General features: G+C 64.8%; 16 protein-coding genes. 13 read left to right on the top strand and 3 right to left on the bottom strand.

Annotated elements, in window-relative coordinates; genetic code table 11:
- Positions 1-46 precede the first annotated feature (46 nt).
- The 8 genes from FIU89_RS00455 to FIU89_RS00485 all read left to right on the top strand — a co-directional run bounded on the left by FIU89_RS00455 (position 47) and on the right by FIU89_RS00485 (position 10,460).
- Positions 47-1,504 carry a PLP-dependent aminotransferase family protein gene (locus tag FIU89_RS00455; RefSeq protein ID WP_152490783.1) on the top strand — a complete coding sequence of 486 codons (1,458 nt, stop codon included), beginning with the start codon at positions 47-49 and terminating at the stop codon, positions 1,502-1,504.
- Between the two features lie 245 nt (positions 1,505-1,749).
- Positions 1,750-3,528 (top strand): sulfoacetaldehyde acetyltransferase, encoded by a 1,779-nt coding sequence (xsc, locus tag FIU89_RS00460; RefSeq protein WP_152490784.1) that lies wholly within the window; start codon positions 1,750-1,752, stop codon positions 3,526-3,528.
- Between the two features lie 82 nt (positions 3,529-3,610).
- A complete protein-coding gene (locus FIU89_RS00465) occupies positions 3,611-4,543 on the top strand; it encodes a phosphate acyltransferase (protein ID WP_152490785.1) in 933 nt (310 codons plus the stop codon).
- Positions 4,540-5,598 (top strand): acetate/propionate family kinase, encoded by a 1,059-nt coding sequence (locus FIU89_RS00470; protein ID WP_152490786.1) that lies wholly within the window; start codon positions 4,540-4,542, stop codon positions 5,596-5,598. Before FIU89_RS00465 ends, FIU89_RS00470 begins: the two co-directional genes overlap by 4 nt.
- Before the next feature lie 123 nt (positions 5,599-5,721).
- Complete coding sequence (locus FIU89_RS00475) at positions 5,722-8,547, top strand: molybdopterin oxidoreductase family protein (RefSeq protein ID WP_152490787.1); 2,826 nt, start codon at positions 5,722-5,724, stop codon at positions 8,545-8,547.
- Positions 8,548-8,659: 112 nt separating this feature from the next.
- Positions 8,660-8,812 carry a hypothetical protein gene (locus tag FIU89_RS22140; protein ID WP_172977977.1) on the top strand — a complete coding sequence of 51 codons (153 nt, stop codon included), beginning with the start codon at positions 8,660-8,662 and terminating at the stop codon, positions 8,810-8,812.
- Positions 8,809-9,588 (top strand): 4Fe-4S dicluster domain-containing protein, encoded by a 780-nt coding sequence (locus tag FIU89_RS00480; protein WP_152490788.1) that lies wholly within the window; start codon positions 8,809-8,811, stop codon positions 9,586-9,588. Before FIU89_RS22140 ends, FIU89_RS00480 begins: the two co-directional genes overlap by 4 nt.
- Complete coding sequence (locus FIU89_RS00485; protein ID WP_152490789.1) at positions 9,588-10,460, top strand: DmsC/YnfH family molybdoenzyme membrane anchor subunit; 873 nt, start codon at positions 9,588-9,590, stop codon at positions 10,458-10,460. Before FIU89_RS00480 ends, FIU89_RS00485 begins: the two co-directional genes overlap by 1 nt.
- Before the next feature lie 2 nt (positions 10,461-10,462).
- On the opposite strand, the gene FIU89_RS00490 is transcribed toward FIU89_RS00485, so the two are convergent.
- Positions 10,463-11,059, bottom strand: coding sequence for a DUF1523 family protein (locus tag FIU89_RS00490; protein WP_152490790.1), 597 nt, complete (start codon positions 11,057-11,059; stop codon positions 10,463-10,465).
- Positions 11,060-11,244: 185 nt separating this feature from the next.
- Here FIU89_RS00490 and FIU89_RS00495 point away from each other — a divergent pair, with 185 nt between their 5' ends.
- The 3 genes from FIU89_RS00495 (at position 11,245) to FIU89_RS00505 (ending at position 12,953) form a co-directional block, all read left to right on the top strand.
- Positions 11,245-11,844, top strand: coding sequence for a TetR/AcrR family transcriptional regulator (locus tag FIU89_RS00495; protein WP_152490791.1), 600 nt, complete (start codon positions 11,245-11,247; stop codon positions 11,842-11,844).
- 91 nt (positions 11,845-11,935) lie between these two features.
- Positions 11,936-12,610, top strand: a complete 675-nt coding sequence (locus FIU89_RS00500; protein ID WP_152490792.1) for a PspA/IM30 family protein — start codon at positions 11,936-11,938, stop codon at positions 12,608-12,610.
- 37 nt (positions 12,611-12,647) lie between these two features.
- Positions 12,648-12,953, top strand: a complete 306-nt coding sequence (locus tag FIU89_RS00505) for a hypothetical protein (RefSeq protein ID WP_152490793.1) — start codon at positions 12,648-12,650, stop codon at positions 12,951-12,953.
- Positions 12,954-13,016: 63 nt separating this feature from the next.
- Here the strand turns inward: FIU89_RS00505 and FIU89_RS00510 are convergent, their stop codons facing one another.
- Positions 13,017-14,255 (bottom strand): aminopeptidase P family protein, encoded by a 1,239-nt coding sequence (locus FIU89_RS00510; RefSeq protein WP_152490794.1) that lies wholly within the window; start codon positions 14,253-14,255, stop codon positions 13,017-13,019.
- A gap of 163 nt (positions 14,256-14,418) precedes the next feature.
- Between FIU89_RS00510 and FIU89_RS00515 the strand changes: the two genes are divergently transcribed.
- Positions 14,419-15,417 (top strand): P1 family peptidase, encoded by a 999-nt coding sequence (locus FIU89_RS00515; protein WP_152490795.1) that lies wholly within the window; start codon positions 14,419-14,421, stop codon positions 15,415-15,417.
- Between the two features lie 107 nt (positions 15,418-15,524).
- Here the strand turns inward: FIU89_RS00515 and FIU89_RS00520 are convergent, their stop codons facing one another.
- Positions 15,525-16,313: an alpha/beta hydrolase gene (locus tag FIU89_RS00520; RefSeq protein ID WP_152490796.1), complete on the bottom strand. Its 789-nt coding sequence runs from the start codon at positions 16,311-16,313 to the stop codon at positions 15,525-15,527.
- A gap of 83 nt (positions 16,314-16,396) precedes the next feature.
- On the opposite strand from FIU89_RS00520, the gene FIU89_RS00525 reads away from it, so the two are divergent.
- Positions 16,397-17,875, top strand: coding sequence for an NAD-dependent succinate-semialdehyde dehydrogenase (locus FIU89_RS00525; RefSeq protein WP_152490797.1), 1,479 nt, complete (start codon positions 16,397-16,399; stop codon positions 17,873-17,875).
- Positions 17,876-17,880 lie beyond the last annotated feature (5 nt).

The raw sequence follows: 17,880 nt of genomic DNA on the forward strand, positions 1-17,880 counted from the left end.
TCGGTCCAGATTGTCGAGGCGATGAGGCCAGTGTAGGATCCGGCGCATGGCCATATCGGTGGAAAGCTTTTTCCTGTCGCCCGAGGCGGAAGGAACGTTGCAGGCGCAGATCCAGCAGATGATCGCGCAGGGAATCCTGTCGGGGCGATTCCGCAAGGGCGAGAAGTTGCCCTCTTCGCGCAGGATGGCCGAGCACCTGGGGGTGAGCCGGATCACGGTGACGCTGGCCTATACCGAGTTGCAGGCCAACGACTATCTTGAGAGCCGGGACCGGTCGGGGTATTTCGTGTCGCAGAACGCGCCGGAGCCGCCGGCATTCACGCCCAGTGCGGCGAAGGGGGACCTGATCGACTGGGGGCGGGCGATCGGGCGGCGGTACACGGGCGGGGCGACGCCGGAAAAGCCGCGGGACTGGTCGAGCTATCCTTATCCTTTCATCTTTGGGCAGACGGACCCGAGCCTGTTCGATCACGCAAGCTGGCGGCATTGCGCGCTGCGGGCGCTGGGGCAGAAGGAGTTCCAGGCGCTGGCGGCGGATGCCTATGACCAGGATGACCCCAAGCTGATCGAGTTCATCGCGCGGCACACCCTGCCGCGCCGGGGGATCCTGGCCGAGCCGGGGGAGATCCTGCTGACGATGGGGGCGCAGAACGCGCTGTGGCTGACGGCGCAGGTGTTGCTGACGCAGCGGCGGACGGCGGCGGTGGAGGAACCCTGTTACCACGCGCTGCGCGATATCCTGACCCAGTCGCGCTGTCACATGGCGCCGGTGCCGGTGGACCGCGACGGGCTGCGCCCCGACGCCCTGCCGGAGCGGGCGGATGTTATTTTCACAACGCCGAGCCACCAGGCGCCGACGAACGCGACCATGCCGCTAGACCGGCGGCAGGACCTACTGGCCCGCGCGCGGGAGATGGAGGCGCTGATCGTCGAGGATGATTACGAGTTCGAAATCAGTTTTCTGCGCGCGCCGCTGCCGTCGCTGAAATCGCTCGATACCGATGGGCGGGTGATCTACGTGGGCAGCTTTTCCAAGTCGATCTTTCCGGGGCTGCGGCTGGGCTATCTGGTGGGGCCGCAGGCGTTCATCCGCGAGGCGCGGGCGCTGCGGGCCAGCGTGCTGCGGCATCCGCCGGGGCATGTGCAGCGGACCACGGCCTATTTCCTGAGCCTGGGGCATTACGACAGCCTGATCCGGCGGATCGGCAAGGCCTATGCGCGGCGGCGGCAGGTGATGGAGACCGCGCTGGAAGATCACGGGCTTGGCGTGGAAGGGCGCGGGGTGTTCGGCGGAAGCTCTATCTGGATGCGGGCGCCGGAGGGGGTGGATACCGAGAACCTGGCCGAGCGGCTGCGCGCGCGTGGCGTGCTGATCGAGCCGGGGCGGCCGTTTTTCGAGGCCGCGCGGGCGCCGCGGAATTTCTACCGGCTGGCCTATTCCTCGATTCCCTCGGAGCGGATCGCGGACGGGATCGGGATACTGGCGGATGAGCTGGGGCCGTAAGGCCAGTTGGCGACATGGTGCGAAATCGGGCGAAGGCCTTGTTCAAGAGGCGGAAACGGAGCCTGGGCGAAAGCGCGGCATGTCGAAATTGCAGATTTTTGAGACCAAAAGTCTCAATAAAAATACTCTCTGGCTATAGTATGCGCGGCAAACTGGCCCTAGAATGGGGGTGACTGCAAGGGTAGCTTCCCCTCAAACCGCGCCGGGGGAGGACCGGCCCTTTTCCAATGTTCAGGAGCACTGTCATGAAGATGACCACCGAAGAAGCCTTTGTCAAAACGCTGCAACGCCACGGGATCCAGCACGCGTTCGGGATCATCGGGTCGGCGATGATGCCGATCTCGGACCTGTTCCCGAAGGCCGGGATCACGTTTTGGGACTGCGCGCACGAAGGCAGCGCGGGGATGATGGCCGATGGCTATACCCGCGCGACCGGCAAGATGAGCATGATGATCGCGCAGAACGGTCCGGGGATCACCAACTTCGTCACCGCTGTGAAGACGGCCTATTGGAACCACACGCCGCTGCTGCTGGTAACGCCGCAGGCGGCAAACAAGACGATCGGGCAGGGCGGGTTCCAGGAAGTCGAGCAGATGAAGCTGTTCGAGGACATGGTGGCCTACCAGGAAGAGGTGCGCGACCCGACGCGCGTGGCCGAGGTGCTGGCGCGGGTGATAAGCCAGGCCAAGCGCCTGTGCGGGCCCGCGCAGATCAACATTCCGCGCGATTTCTGGACGCAGGTGGTGGATATCGAGATCCCCAGCGCGATCGAGTTCGAGGTGAGCCCCGGTGGCAGCAACTCGGTCGCCGAGGCGGCTGCGCTGTTGAGCGAGGCCAAGAACCCGGTGATCTTGAACGGCGCGGGCGTCGTGCTGTCGAAAGGCGGGATCGAGGCGTCGATGGAACTGGCCGAGCGGCTGACCGCGCCGGTCTGCGTGGGCTATCAGCATAACGACGCCTTCCCGGGCTCGCACCCGCTGTTCGCCGGGCCGCTGGGCTACAACGGCAGCAAGGCGGGGATGGAGCTGATCAAGGACGCGGACGTGGTGCTGTGCCTTGGCACGCGGTTGAATCCGTTTTCGACCCTGCCGGGGTACGGGATGGAATACTGGCCCACGAATGCCAAGATCATCCAGGTGGATATCAACCCCAACCGGATCGGCCTGACCAAGAAGGTGACCGTGGGGATCGTGGGCGATGCGGCCAAGGTGGCGCAGGGCATCCTGAAGAACCTGGGCGAGACGGCGGGGGATCACGAGCGCGAGGCGCGCAAGGCGAAGATCGCCGAGACCAAGAGCAAATGGGCGCAGCAACTGGCCAGCATGGACCACGAGGATGACGACCCAGGCACCACCTGGAACGAGCGGGCGCGCAAGGACAAGCCGGACTGGATGAGCCCCCGCATGGCGTGGCGGGCCATTCAGGGTGCGCTGCCGCGCAACGCGATCATCTCTTCGGATATCGGCAACAACTGTGCCATCGGCAACGCCTACCCGGATTTCGATGAGGGGCGGAAATACCTGGCGCCGGGGCTGTTCGGGCCTTGTGGGTACGGCCTGCCGGCGATCGTGGGGGCCAAGATCGGGTGCCCGGACGTGCCCGTGGTGGGCTTTGCCGGGGACGGTGCGTTCGGCATCGCGGTCAACGAACTGACGGCAATTGGCCGTAGCGAGTGGCCGGGGATCACGCAGATCGTGTTCCGTAACTACCAGTGGGGTGCGGAGAAGCGGAACTCGACGCTGTGGTTCGACGACAATTTCGTGGGCACCGAACTGGATGACGATGTCAGCTATGCCGGAATCGCCAATGCCTGCGGGCTGAAAGGTGTCGTGGCGCGGACGATGGACGAGCTGACCGATGCGCTGAACACCGCGATCAAGGAGCAGATGGAGAACGGGACGACCACGCTGATCGAGGCGATGATCAACCAGGAGTTGGGTGAGCCGTTCCGCCGGGATGCCATGAAGAAGCCGGTGGAAGTGGCCGGGATCAGCGCCGACGACATGGTCGAGCAACGGGTCTGAGACGTCGCAAACCTGTCGCCCCGCGGGCATACTGTGCCACGCGGGGCCGATAAGGGCCCTGGATAGAGTGACAGGACAAGACATGACAGACCGATATCCCTTTCTCGCCGCGAGTGAGCCCAAGTGCCCGCCTTCGTTGTTGAAGCGGGCGCAAGGCCTGCCACGGCCACGTGTGGCGCTGGTGAATGCCGGGGCGCCGAACCCGTTGCAGGGGATCCGCGAGGCGGCAGAGGCCGGGCTGGCCGATCCGGTGCTGATCGGGGACAGCGACAAGATCAAGGCGACGGCGAAAGAGATCGGGTGGGATATCGCGGGGCTGCCGCTGATACACGCGCCGAAGGAAAGCGCCGCGCCGGTGGCGGCCGAGATGGCGCGCGGCGGTGAGGTGGGGGCGATCATGAAAGGACAGATCCATACGTCGACCTTTCTGAAGGGCCTGCTGCCGTCGGCGGCGGGGCTGCGCGAGAGGGGGACGCGCTGCGGACACGTGTTTCACATCACGATGCCGGGGTCGGAGAGGCCACTCTTGCTGACCGACGCGGCGCTGAACGTGGACCCTGACGTGGAGACGCGGCAGGCGTGCCTGAGCCATGCGGTGATGTTGGCCTACAAGCTGGGGATCGAGCGGCCCAAGGCGGGGATTTTGGCCCCGACCGAAGACCCGATCCCGACGGTGCCCAACACGATGGAGGCAGTCGAGATCGCGGAGTGGGCGCAGGGCGCGCTGCCCGGTGCCGTGGTGCAGGGGCCGATGGCGATGGACCTGATCCTGTCGAAGGCGGCGGCAGAGGCGAAGAACTACGAGTCGGAAGTGTCGGGCGATGCCGACATCATGCTGACGCCGAACATCACCACGGGCAACGCGCTGTTCAAGCTGATGTCGTTCGGCATGGGGTGCTGCTGCGCCGGCGTGGTGTTGGGCGCGAAGGTGCCGATATTGCTGACCAGCCGGGCGCAGGGCGCGGAAGAGCGCATCGCTTCGGCGGAGCTGGGCGTGATCGGGGGCGCGGCATGATCCTGGTCGTCAATGCCGGGTCGTCCTCGGTCAAGGTGGAGCTGTTCACGCCCGGGCTGGAGTCGGTCCTTTCGGGGTCGGTGACCGAGATCGGCGGGCCGGGGCGGCTGAGCCTTGGGGGTGAGAAGCAGAACGTTTCGGTTGCCGACCATACGGCTGCGTTGGGTATGGTTCTGGAGAAGCTGGAGGCGGCGGGGCATCCGGTGTCGTCGCTGATCGCGGCAGGGCATCGCGTGGTGCATGGCGGGGCGCATCTGACGGCGCCGGAGCGGCTGACCGATGACGTGATCGCCAGGATTGAGGCGGTGGTGCCGCTGGCGCCGCTGCACAATCCGCACAACCTGTCGGGGGTGCGGGCGCTGGCCGGGTTGGCCCCGGACCTGCCGCAATTCGCCAGTTTCGACACGGCGTTTCATGCGACCAACTCCGATGTGGCGGTGACCTATGCCCTGCCGCAGGCGGAGCGGGACAAGGGCATTCGGCGCTACGGGTTTCACGGGTTGTCCTATGCCGGGATGGTTGCGCAGTTCGGGGATGACCTGCCCCGGCGGTTGCTGGGGCTGCATCTTGGCAACGGGGCCAGCCTGTGCGCGATGGTCGAGGGAAAATCGGTGGCGAACTCGATGGGGTATTCGCCGCTAGACGGCCTTGTGATGGGCACGCGGACGGGGTGCATCGACGGGATGGCCGTGCTGCGACTGGCCGAGGATCACGGGATCGAGGCTGCGGGCACGATCCTGAACAAGGAAAGCGGGCTAAAGGGGCTGGCCGGAACGAACGATATGGCGACGCTGCTAAGTCGCGATGATGAGGATGCGCGGTTCGCGGTCGAGCACTTCTGCTACTGGGCGGCGCGGCAGGCCGGGTCGGCGATTGCCGCAATGCGCGGCGTGGACGCGGTGGCGTTTACCGGCGGGATCGGCGAGAACGCCGAAACCATACGGGACCGTATCATGGCACATCTGAAGTGGCTGGGGGAGATCCCGGTGCACGTGGTGCCCGCCGACGAGGAACGGCAGATTGCGCGCGATGTGGTCGGGCTGTTGCCCGGCTGAGCGCATGAGAATTTCGGCTTTCCCGGCAGAGCACTTCGGGAAAGCGAACGAACCGAGAGAAGCGGTCGCGGGGCGGTGCGAACTGGCCTAGCGTGACCGGGACAAGCAAAGGGAGGCGACGACATGCTGGATCAGCCCAAACTGGACACCTCGCCCAAGGTATCCGACGAGGTGCGCAAGACGACCTGCTACATGTGCGCCTGCCGCTGCGGGATCAACGTGCATATGAAGGAGGGCAAGGTTGCCTATATCGAGGGCAACCGCGACCACCCGGTGAACAAGGGTGTTCTTTGCGCCAAGGGCAGTGCGGGGATCATGCAGCACAACGCGCCGGCGCGTCTGCGCGCGCCGTTGAAGCGGGTCGGGCCGAGGGGGTCGGGCGAGTTCGAGGAGATCAGCTGGGACGAGGCGCTGGAGATCGCCACCGGATGGCTGGAGCCGCTGCGGCAGAAGGCGCCGGAGAAGCTGGCGTTCTTCACCGGGCGCGACCAGAGCCAGAGCTTTACCAGCTTCTGGGCGCAGAATTTCGGGACGCCGAACTATGCGGCGCATGGCGGGTTCTGTTCCGTAAACATGGCGGCGGCGGGCATCTACACGATGGGCGGCGCGTTCTGGGAGTTCGGGCAGCCGGACTGGGAGAACACCAAGCTGTTCATGATTTTCGGCGTGGCCGAGGACCATGACAGCAACCCGATCAAGATGGGAATAGGTCGGGTGAAGGATCGCGGCGCCAAGGTGATCGGGGTGAACCCGATCCGGTCGGGATATAACGCGGTGGCCGATGAATGGGTCGGGATCACGCCGGGGACGGATGGTCTGTTCATACTGGCGCTGGTGCATGAACTGCTGCGCGCGGGGAAGATCGACCTGCGGTACCTAGCGGAGTATACCAACGCGCCGGTGCTGGTGAATTGCGATGAGAGTTCGCCCGAACATGGGCTGCTGATGCGCGATGAGAACGGCAAGCTGCTGGTGATCGACCGGGCGACAGGGCACCCTGCGCCGTTCGACAAGAAAGGCGTGAAGCCGGACTTGTCGGCCAGTTATGAGACGGATGGCGTGACGCACCGGCCGGTGATGCACCTGCTGGCCGAACGCTATATGGGCAAGGAATACGCGCCCGAGGCCGTGGCGGAACGCTGTGGCGTCAGCGCGCGGCGCATCCGGGCGATTGCCGCGGAACTGGCGCGCGTGGCCTTCGAGGAAGAGATTGTTCTGGACCGGGAGTGGACGGATTTCCGGGGGCAGACCCACAAGACGATGGTGGGCCGTCCGGTGAGTTTCCACGCGATGCGCGGGATCTCGGCGCATTCCAACGGATTCCAGACCTGCCGGAGCCTGCACCTGTTGCAGATCCTGCTGGGCTCGGTCGAGGTGCCGGGAGGCTTCCGGTTCAAGCCGCCGTATCCCAAGCCCGTGAGCATCCACCCGACGCCGCATTGCAAGGTGACGCCGGGCAAGCCGCTGGATGGACCGCACCTTGGGTTCGTGCGCGGGCCGGAGGATCTGGCGCTGAAGGACGACGGGACACCTGCGCGGATCGACAAGGCCTTCACCTGGGAGAACCCGATGAGCGCGCATGGCATGATGCACATGGTCATCAGCAATGCCCATGCGGGGGACCCGTACAAGATCGATACGCTGTTCATGTACATGGCGAACATGGCGTGGAATTCGACGATGAACACGCGCGGCGTGATCGACATGCTGACGGACACCGACGAGGACGGCGAATACGTCATTCCGCATATCATCTATTCGGATGCGTATAGTTCCGAGATGGTCGCCTATTCCGACCTGATCCTGCCCGACACGACCTATCTTGAGCGGCATGATTGTATCAGCCTGCTGGACCGCCCGATCTGCGAGGCGGATGCCGCCGCGGACGCGATCCGCTGGCCGGTGGTGGAGCCGGACCGAGATGTGAAGGGGTTCCAGACGGCGCTGGTCCTGCTGGCCAACAAGATGAAGCTGCCGGGCTTCACCAACGAGGATGGCAGCGCCAAGTGGGCGGACTATGCCGATTACATCGTCAACCACGAGCGCAAGCCGGGGATCGGCCCGCTGGCTGGATGGCGCAAAGGCGAGGAGGGGCTGACCCACGGGCGCGGGGCGCCCAATGAGGATCAGCTGAAGAAGTATATCGAGAATGGCGGGTTCTTCGTGAACCATATCGCCGAAGAGCACGCCTATATGAAGCCATGGAACATGGGCTATCAGGAATGGGCAGTGGGCATGGGCCTGTATGACAGCCAACAGCCTTATATCTTTGACCTTTATGCCGAGACGATGCGCAAGTTCCAGTTGGCCGCCGAGGGGCATGGCGAACGGCAGCCCCCCGAGCATCTGCGTGAGCGGATCAAGGCGACGCTGGACCCGCTGCCGGTGTGGTACCCGCCCTTCGAGGACGGGCATGTGGACCCGGTGGAATATCCCGTGCACGCGCTGACCCAGCGGCCGATGGCGATGTACCATTCCTGGGGAAGCCAGAACGCGTGGCTGCGGCAGATTCACGGCCGCAATCCGCTGTACCTGCCGACCAAGATCTGGGAGGCGAACGGGTTTGCCGAGGGGGATTGGGCGCGTGTGACCTCGGCGCATGGAGAGATCACGGTGCCGGTGGCGCACATGGCGGCGCTGAACGAGAATACGGTCTGGACGTGGAACGCGATTGGCAAGCGCAAGGGCGCCTGGGCGCTGGAAAAAGACGCGCCGGAGGCCACGAAGGGTTTCTTGCTGAACCACCTTATCCACGAGTTGTTGCCGCCCAAGGGGGACGGGTTACGTTGGGCGAACAGTGATCCGGTCACCGGGCAGGCGGCATGGTTCGATCTGCGCGTGAAGATCGAGAAGACGGCGGCGCCCGACGAGGTGCATCCGACATTCGCGCCGATCCGGTCGCCGGTGGGGACCGGGCCGGACGAGTTGCGCTGGAAGGTGGGCAAATGAGCGCGGGAATTTTCTTGAAAGAAAATTGCCAAGACTTTTCGAAAAGTCTTTGGCGGAAAATGCGTATTTTCCGGCCCATTTTCTGCGCAGAAAATGGTGCGGAGGTGCGGCGGTGAGCGGCAAGACTCTGACGTTAATCGCCATACTGGCGTTCGTGATCTTCGTGGTCGGGACCTTCGTGTGGTTCATCGGCAAATGGAATGCGAGCGAGGACGAGGCCCTGACCGGCGCCGTCCCAGCCAAGACAGAGGAGCGGCAGGCATGACGACGCTTCCCGAGACAACACGGCGCAAGATGGGGCTAGTGATCGACCTGGACACGTGCGTCGGCTGTCACGCCTGTGTGGTAAGCTGCAAGGGGTGGAACACCGAGAATTACGGCGCGCCGCTGAGCGATCAGGACCCTTATGGCGATGACCCGCGCGGCACCTTCCTGAACCGGGTGCATTCCTACGAGGTGCAGCCTCTGGCCGAGAGCGGGATGTCGCATCCGGCGGCGCAGCTCATTCACTTCCCCAAGTCCTGCCTGCATTGCGAGGACGCACCATGCGTGACCGTATGTCCGACCGGCGCAAGCTATAAGCGGGTCGAGGACGGGATCGTGTTGGTGAACGAGAGCGATTGCATCGGCTGCGGGCTGTGTGCCTGGGCCTGTCCCTATGGCGCGCGCGAGATGGACGCGGCGGAGGGCGTGATGAAGAAATGCACGCTGTGTGTCGACCGGATCTACAACGACAATCTGCCCGAGGAGGACCGGGTGCCGGCCTGCGTGCGCACCTGCCCGGCGGGGGCGCGGCATTTCGGGGATCTGGGCGATCCGGAGAGCGACGTGTCGAAACTGGTCGAGGAGCGCGGCGGAATGGACCTGATGCCCGAGCAGGGCACGAAGCCCGTGAACCAGTACCTGCCGCCGCGGCCCAAGGACCAGGTGATGGCGGCCCCCGACGCGCAGATCGACGTTCTGGCGCCGCTGCTGGCCCCGGTGGCCGAGGAGCCGAAAGGGTTCATTGGCTGGCTCGACAAGGCTCTGGAGAAGATCTGATGCATCCTGCACCGTCCGTTATCGTATTCACCACGCTGTCGGGCCTTGGGTTCGGCTTGCTCTTTTGGCTGGGGCTGGGGGTCATCGTGCCCACCGGATGGGTCGCGTTCACGTTCTTCGTGATCGCCTACCTTCTGGCGGTGGGCGGGCTGATGGCGTCGACCTTTCACCTGGGGCACCCGGAGCGGGCGCTGAAGGCGTTCACGCAATGGCGGTCGTCATGGCTGAGCCGGGAGGGCGTGTCCTCGGTCGCGGCGCTGGTCGTGATGGCGATCTATGGCGCGGGGCTGGTATTTTTCGACACGGCCTGGATGCTGGTGGGGATGATCGGCGCGGGGCTGTCGGCGGTGACGGTGTTCACCACCTCGATGATCTACACGCAGATGAAGACGGTGCCGCGCTGGAATACGCCGCTGACGCCGCTCTTGTTCATGGCGATTGCGCTGGCGGGTGGCGCCTTGCTGGCCGGGCAGGTGGCGCTTGCGCTGATCCTGATGCCCGTCGCGGCCGCCGTGCAGGTCATCTGGTGGCTGCGCGGGGACAAGGCGCTGGCGCAGAGCGGGACGGATATGGCCACCGCGACGGGGTTGGGGAGCATCGGCACGGTCAGGGCGTTCGAGCCGCCGCATACGGGCAACAACTACCTCTTGCGGGAGTTCGTCTACGTGGTGGGGCGCAAGCATGCGCAGAAGCTGCGGATGATCGCGCTCTTGTTCGGCTACACGGTGCCGTTCGTCCTGCTGCTGGTGCCGTTTTCGCATATCGCGGCGCTGGTCGCTGTGCTGGCGCATCTGGGCGGGATCGCGGCGTCGCGCTGGCTGTTCTTTGCCGAGGCCGAGCACGTGGTGGGCCTCTATTACGGCAAACGCTAGGCTTACAGGCGGTCGCGGCCCGGTTTCGGATCGGTCAGGCCCCATTCATCCGTGACGGGATCCACCCGGCGTTCGCGGAAGCGCACCCAGCGGGCGCGGATGGCCCAGACGAGCGCCGCGAGCATCGTCAGGAAGATGATGTTGAACCACGGAATGATAGTGACGTTCGGGCCCTCGACTCTCGCCACCGAGATGGCGTTGGGAAAGATCGACAGGAACTCGTTGCGCCAGCCGTAATGGGTGATCGATACCCATTTCGGCGTCTCAGAAGTGGAGCGCTGATCGGCGGCCTCGGCTTGAAGGTTCGTGGTGTCGAACTTGAAATACGGCGGCCAGCCCCAGCCGGTATCCTCGTTGCGGTAGACCATGACCTCGCCATCGGCGAGGCGGGTCTGGATGAAGAAGATGTCGCGGTTGACCGTGCCTTCGGCGTCGCCGCTGCCGACGTTCGACCAGAAGATCGAGTTTTCGCCGAAGTCGATGCGCTTCTCATAGGTGTCTGTGATGCGCGCGATGTCGTGTTGCGGCAGGGTGTAGTGCAGAAAGCCCGCGACCAGCAGCCAGAAGGCGGCGACGAAGATCCATTTGACGTAGTGCATGGCGGCCCCTTGCGGTTGTGTGTTTGCTTTCGGTTCAGCGCCGATGCGCCGGCTGTTGTGCGCGATATAGTGTGACATTGACCCGGGGGACAGGGCAAACCGGGATCTGGTTTGCGGTGTCGCTTCGGGGTTGGCTTTTGCGCCATGATGTATACTCCTGAACGAAGTTCAAGTTCGGAGGCTGCATGGCGGGTAAAGTTGAAGCGCGGCGCGACGCGCTGCGAAAGACGTTGATCGACCTGGCAGAGGTGAAGGTGACGGAAGGCGGTCTGGCCGCGGTCAAGGCGCGGGAGCTGGCACGGGAGGCGGGGTGCGCGCTGGGGGCGATTTACAATGTGTTCGGCGACTTGCACGACATCGTGATCGCGGTGAACGGACGGACCTTCGGGCGGCTTGGGCAGGCCGTCGAGACCAGCCTGAAAGATCGCGCGCATGACAGTCCGACCGATCGCATGATCGCGATGTCAGAGGCCTATCTTGATTTTGCGGAGGGCAATCGCAACGCCTGGCGCACCCTTTTCGAGGTGCAGACAGTGGCCGGGGTCGAGGCGCCGGATTGGTACCACGACCAGATGAAACGCCTGTTCGGCCTCATCGAAGACCCGGTGCGCGACTGCTTTCCGGACATGTCGGACGAGGACGTGGTGCTGATGGCGCGGGCGCTGTTTTCGTCGGTGCACGGGATCGTCGCACTCGGACTGGACAACCAGGTGTCAGAGGTGTCGCGCGCCGACATGACCCGGATGATCGCACTGGTGATCGGGAATGTCACCGGAAACAAATAGTTTCTGAACATCGTTCAAAATATTTCTTGAACATCGTTCAAAACACTGTATATGTCTAATCATGAACATTGTTCAAGAAAGGGATTGGAATATGTTCACGACACTGAAGACATTGATCGCCGGGGCGAATGCGCGGGCGGAGGAGCAGGTCAAGGACGCCTTCGCGATCGAGTTGATCGATCAGAAGATCCGCGACTCGGATGCGCAGTTGCGGGCGGCGAAAGCGACCCTGGCCTCGCTTATTCAGCGGCAGAGGTCGGAAAAACGGATCCTCGACGCGTTGCAAGGTCGGATCGACACGATGGTGCGACGGGCGGAAGATGCCTTGGCTGCAGAGCGCGAAGACCTTGCCCGACAGGCGGCGGATGCCGTCGCGACGATGGAAAACGAGGCGCAGCTTCGACAGGGCACGGTCGACCGGCTGGAGGCCAAGGTGATCCGGCTGCGCGGAAGCGTGGAAGTGGCGCATCGCCGGCTGATTGACCTCAAGCAAGGCGCGGTGACGGCCCGGGCCATCCGGCGCGAGCAGCAGGTTCAGGGCTCGCTGCGGACCACGATCGGAAACACCTCGGCCGCGGACGAGGCCGAAGAGCTGATCGCGCGGGTCGTGGGACGGGATGACCCGTTCGAGCAATCGCAGATCCTTCAGGGGATCGAGGCGGACCTGAACCACGAAAGCCTGGATGCCCGCATGGAGGCGCAGGGTTTCGGCCCGGTGACGAAAGTGACGGCGGACCAGGTGCTGGACCGGCTGAAGCGCAAGTAACCGAGCTTTTATTTTCTACTGAACGAGGAGACGACCAATGCAATTCAATGACAAACCCGACAATACCGTGATCATGGCCTTCAACGCGATTGGCGTTGCGGCGGCTTATGTGCTGCTGGGCATGTCGCTGTGGCTTTCGACCGAAGTGCCGCTGTCGACCAAAGGGTTCTGGGGGGTCGCGGTGCTGCTGCTGACGCTGAGCCTGGTGAATTTCGTGAAATACCGGTTCGAGAACCAGGCGCGGATCGACCGGATCAACCGGATCGAAGAAGCCAGGAACGAGAAACTGTTGGAGGATTACGTGGGCGAGAGCTATGGGCCCGAGCGCAAGGACGCGGCATAGGTTAGTGCCACAGATCAGGGCTGAAGCGCCCCCCGGGATTTTTCCGGGGGGCGTTTTCGTGTTTCAGCCGACCACATTGAAGTCCGGCCCGTAGGGGTAGCCGGTGATGTTCTCGTTCCCGTTTTCGGTGATGACCAGTACATCGTGTTCGCGGTAGCCGCCGGCGCCGGGCTGGCCCTGGGGGATGGTCAGCATCGGTTCCATCGAGATGACCATGCCGGGTTTCAGCACGGTGTCGATATCCTCGCGCAGCTCGAGGCCCGCCTCGCGGCCGTAGTAATGCGACAGGATGCCGAAGCTGTGGCCATAGCCGAAGGTGCGGTATTGCAGCAGGTCACGCTCGGCCAGGAAGGCGTTGATCTTGTGCGTGACCTCGGCGCAGGAGATGCCGGGCTGTAGCAGGGACATGCCGTATTCGTGCGCGGCGATGTTGGCCTGCCAGATCGCGAGCGAGGCGGCATCGACCTCGGCCGCAAACATGGTGCGTTCGAGGGCCACATAATAGGCCGAGACCATCGGGAAGGTGTTGAGTGACAGGATATCGCCGCGCTGGATGGCCCGTGCGGTTACTGGGTTGTGCGCGCCGTCGGTGTTGAGACCGGACTGGAACCAGACCCAGCTGTCGCGGTATTCGGCATCCGGGAAGCGGCGGGCGATTTCCAGTTCCATCGCGTCGCGCCCGGCCATGGCCACGTCAATTTCGCGGGTGCCGATGCGGACCGCGCCGCGGATGGCGTGGCCGCCCACGTCGGCGATGGCGGTGCATTGGCGGATGAGGGCGATTTCGGCGGGGGATTTTTCCATACGTTGGCGCATGGTGTGGGGTGCAATGTCGATCACCTTTGCCGGGGCGAGGAAGTGATCGAGCTTGTCCCGCTGCTGAAGCGTCATGTGGTCGGACTCAAAGCCGATCACGCCGCCGGTGCCGGTGACGGAGCCGATGGCGCGCCAGTAATTGTCGCGCTGCCAGTCGGTATAGGTGATGTTGTCGCCATGGCAGCGGCGCCAGGGCTGGCCCGCGTCGATGCCCGCCGAGATGGTGACGCTGTCTGTCGCCGTCACGACAAGGCCGTAGGGCCGCCCGAAGGCGCAGTAGAGGAAGCCCGAATAGTAGGCGATGTTGTGCATCGAGGTGAAGACGGCGGCGGTGACGCCGGTGTCGGCCATGATGCGGCGCAGGCCGGCAAGGCGCTGATCGTATTCGGACGCGGCGAAGGGCAACGGGGCCTTTTCGCCGTTGTGGAAGCGGTAGAATTCGGGGCGTGCGCCCGTAAGGTCTGTCTGGATTTGGGGTGCAGTCATCGTGTGACCCTCCTTGCAAAAAGAAAGGTCCCGGCGTTCAGGACTGTTGGGGTAAAAACCCGTGGTTGGGGCGACGCCATCGCCCGCGGGTCTGAAGCTGTTCTTGCAGAGCGGGGCTGGTCTGGCAAGATGGATTGCGACATTGCGAGGACGGGAACGGAACATGACGGCAAGACCGGGCAAGCGGAACCTGATCACGGATGTGCCGGGGATACTGGTGGGGCAGGCCGAAGATGCGGCGGTGAAGACCGGGGTGAGCGTGGTGGTGGGCGATACGCCTTTCACGGCGGGCGTGCATGTGATGGGCGGGGCGCCGGGGACGCGGGAGACGGACCTTCTGGCGCCGGACAAGGTTGTCGAGGAGGTCGATGCGTTGGTGCTGTCGGGCGGGTCGGCCTTTGGCCTGGATGCGGCGTCGGGCGTGGCGGACGCGCTGCGCGCCGAGGGGCGCGGGTTCGTCGTGGGCGACCAGCGCGTGCCGATTGTGCCGGGGGCGATCCTGTTCGACCTGCTGAACGGCGGGGAGAAGGACTGGGGGGAGAACCCGTACAAGCGGCTGGGGCGCGCGGCGCTGGCGGCGCGGGGAGAGGTGTTCGAACTGGGGTCGTTTGGCGCCGGCGCGGGTGCGGTGACGGCGGATTTCAAGGGTGGAATTGGCTCGGCCTCGGTCGTGCTGGCGTCGGGCGTGACGGTGGGGGCGTTGGTGGCGGTCAACGCGCTGGGGTCCGCCGTGGCGGGCGAGCGCGGAGAGTTCTGGGCGGCGCCGTTCGAGATGGAGGGCGAATTTGGCGGATTGGGCGTGGCGCGGAGGTTCGGCGACGTTCAGGAGCCGCGCACAAAGCTGGGACAACACGCGGCGACGACGATCGGGGTCGTGGCGACGGATGCGACGCTGACCCAGGCGCAGTGCACGCGGATGGCGGTGGCGGCGCATGACGGCTATGCCCGGGCGCTGATGCCGTCGCACACGCCGATGGACGGGGATCTGATCTTTGCCGCGGCCACGGGGCGTGGGGAGGCACCGGACGTGGCGGGGCAGTTGGCGCTGGGACATGCGGCGGCGAGTTGCGTGGCGCGGGCGATTGCGAGGGCGGTTTTTGCGGCACGTCCGGCGGAGAGGGACGGGGTGCCGTGTTGGGTGGAGCGGTTCGGTCAGGGATGAGGCGGGGGGACGCGTGGGTTTTCACCCACCCTACGCAGGACCATCGCGTCGGGCGCGTGGCGCGCGGCGGGATTTGAGTATTTTCGGCAAGAAAAAGCCGGGGTGGGTCAGCCGAGGATATCGCGCATCAGGGGGCTTTCGGGGTTCTTGAGGGCGTCGATGATGTCGAAGTGGTGACGGCCCTTGTCGATGCGCAGGGGGCAGGACCAGGCGTCGGCTTGCCAGCGGGCCTGGTCGAGGAAGACGGGGCGTTCCTCGGCACCGACCCAGATGCGGGTGGGGATGGCGAGGCGGTCGGTCATGAGGGCCGGGCTTTCGGCGGCGGCGCTGGCTTCGGTAAGCTGGAACTGGTCGTTCATCGACGTCTGCAGCAGCGGGCGCAGGTCGGAGACCGGGGAGATCGGGGTGATCGTGGTGATGCGTTTGGTGAGGTCCGGCGGCAGGAGACCGGGCTGGGCCATGCGCGAGACGAGATGGCCGCCGGCGGAGTGACCGGCAAGGGCGAGGGGGCCATCGGTCGTGCCCGCGATGGTCCGGATGGCGCGGGCGATCTGGTGGGTGATGTCGGCGATGCGGACATCGGGGCAAAGGTCGTAGGAGGGCATGGCGACGGACCAGCCACGGGCCAGCGCGCCGGTGGCGAAGTGGGACCAGTAGCTGCGGTCGAAGCGGAGCCAGTAGCCGCCATGCACGAAGATGAGCGTGCCTTCGGGCGCGGCTTCGGGGCGGAAGATATCGTAGGCTTGGCGCGGTGTGTCGCCGTAGGGCAAGCCAAGATCGTCACGCTCGCGCGGGCGCGCTTCGCGGAAAGCGGCGGCTTCGGCGGCCCAGCGGGGCGGGTAACCCTCGCCGCCGGGGATGTAGGGGACGTTGGCATAGGCGTCGTCCAGTTTCATGATTTTCTCCTTCGGTCTGGCCCTAGACATTCCGTGCCCCAGATGCTTTGCCATGAGCAACAGTTTTTGCCGGAGGATGCGCCATGCTCGATACTGCCACCAACCTGAAATCGCTTTTGAAGGATCCCGATCTGCTGGCCGAGAAGGCCTATGCCGGGGGCAAGTGGGTCGACGGCACGGATGGCGCCACGTTCGAGGTGGTGAACCCGGCGCGGGGCGACGTGATCGCCAATGTGGCGGACCTTGACCGCAAACAGGTGGCCGACGTGATCGCGGGCGCCGCCAAGGCGCAGAAGGAGTGGGCCAAGTGGACCGGCAAGGAGCGCGCCGCCGTGCTGCGCAAGTGGTTCGACCTGATGATGGAGCACCAGGACGACCTGGGCACGATCCTGACCGCCGAGCAGGGCAAGCCGCTGGCCGAGGCGAAGGGCGAGATCGCCTATGGCGCGTCGTTCATCGAGTTCTTCGGCGAGGAGGCCAAGCGGGTTTACGGAGAGATGATCCCCGGCCACCAGCGCGACAAGCGGATCATGGTGCTGAAGCAGCCGATCGGGGTGGCCGCATCCATTACGCCCTGGAACTTCCCGAACGCGATGATCACGCGCAAGGCGGCCCCCGCGCTGGCGGCGGGCTGTGCGTTCGTTGGCCGTCCGGCGGCGGAGACGCCGCTGTCGGCGACGGCGATGGGTGTGCTGGCCGAGCGGGCGGGCATCCCGGCGGGGGTGTTCAACATCGTGACCTCGTCGCGGTCGTCGGACATCGGCAAGGAGTTCTGCGAGAACCCGAACGTGCGCAAGCTGACCTTCACCGGGTCCACGGAAGTGGGGCGCATCCTGCTGCGGCAGGCCGCCGACCAGGTGATGAAATGCTCGATGGAACTGGGCGGGAACGCGCCCTTCATCGTGTTCGATGACGCCGACGTGGATGCCGCCGTGGAAGGCGCGATCATGTGCAAGTTCCGCAACAACGGGCAGACCTGTGTCTGTGCCAACCGGATCTATGTGCAGGCCGGGGTCTATGACGCTTTCGCCGAAAAGCTGAAGGACCGGGTCAGCAAGATGAAGGTGGGCGACGGGCTGGAAGAGGGTGTCGAACTCGGCCCGCTGATCAACCCGGAAGCGTCGGAGAAGGTCGTGGAGCATATCGAGGATGCGAAATCGAAAGGCGGCACGGTGATCTTGGGCGGCGCGGATGGCGAGATGGACGGCAATTTCTTCAAGCCGACGATCCTGACGGGTGTGACCCAGGACATGAAGGTGAGCCAGGAAGAGACGTTCGGGCCGCTGGCGCCCTTGTTCAAGTTCGAGAACGAGGATGACGTGATCGCCATGGCGAACGACACGATCTTTGGCCTTGCCAGCTATTTCTACGCCAAGGATCTGAGCCGCGTTTACAAGGTGGCCGAGGCGCTGGAATACGGGATCGTGGGCGTGAACACCGGGATCATCTCGACCGAGGTGGCGCCGTTCGGCGGGGTCAAGCAATCGGGGCTGGGCCGGGAAGGCAGCCACCACGGGATCGAGGATTTCCTGGAGCTGAAATACGTCTGCATGAGCGTGTGAGGCAC

The organism is Roseovarius sp. THAF27, from assembly GCF_009363655.1.
Taxonomy (GTDB): Bacteria; Pseudomonadota; Alphaproteobacteria; order Rhodobacterales; family Rhodobacteraceae; genus Roseovarius.

Bases quoted from the DNA above. Each gene is read 5' to 3' on its own strand.
- FIU89_RS00510 (WP_152490794.1), bottom strand. From the start codon at position 14,255: ATGACTGCACCCCAAATCCAGACAGACCTTACGGGCGCACGCCCCGAA.
- FIU89_RS00480 (WP_152490788.1), top strand. From the start codon at position 8,809: ATGACGACGCTTCCCGAGACAACACGGCGCAAGATGGGGCTAGTGATC.
- FIU89_RS00525 (WP_152490797.1), top strand. From the start codon at position 16,397: ATGCTCGATACTGCCACCAACCTGAAATCGCTTTTGAAGGATCCCGAT.
- FIU89_RS00515 (WP_152490795.1), top strand. From the start codon at position 14,419: ATGACGGCAAGACCGGGCAAGCGGAACCTGATCACGGATGTGCCGGGG.
- FIU89_RS00490 (WP_152490790.1), bottom strand. From the start codon at position 11,059: ATGCACTACGTCAAATGGATCTTCGTCGCCGCCTTCTGGCTGCTGGTC.
- FIU89_RS00475 (WP_152490787.1), top strand. From the start codon at position 5,722: ATGCTGGATCAGCCCAAACTGGACACCTCGCCCAAGGTATCCGACGAG.
- FIU89_RS00465 (WP_152490785.1), top strand. From the start codon at position 3,611: ATGACAGACCGATATCCCTTTCTCGCCGCGAGTGAGCCCAAGTGCCCG.
- FIU89_RS00485 (WP_152490789.1), top strand. From the start codon at position 9,588: ATGCATCCTGCACCGTCCGTTATCGTATTCACCACGCTGTCGGGCCTT.
- FIU89_RS00500 (WP_152490792.1), top strand. From the start codon at position 11,936: ATGTTCACGACACTGAAGACATTGATCGCCGGGGCGAATGCGCGGGCG.
- FIU89_RS00505 (WP_152490793.1), top strand. From the start codon at position 12,648: ATGCAATTCAATGACAAACCCGACAATACCGTGATCATGGCCTTCAAC.
- xsc (WP_152490784.1), top strand. From the start codon at position 1,750: ATGAAGATGACCACCGAAGAAGCCTTTGTCAAAACGCTGCAACGCCAC.
- FIU89_RS00495 (WP_152490791.1), top strand. From the start codon at position 11,245: ATGGCGGGTAAAGTTGAAGCGCGGCGCGACGCGCTGCGAAAGACGTTG.
- FIU89_RS00455 (WP_152490783.1), top strand. From the start codon at position 47: ATGGCCATATCGGTGGAAAGCTTTTTCCTGTCGCCCGAGGCGGAAGGA.
- FIU89_RS00470 (WP_152490786.1), top strand. From the start codon at position 4,540: ATGATCCTGGTCGTCAATGCCGGGTCGTCCTCGGTCAAGGTGGAGCTG.
- FIU89_RS00520 (WP_152490796.1), bottom strand. From the start codon at position 16,313: ATGAAACTGGACGACGCCTATGCCAACGTCCCCTACATCCCCGGCGGC.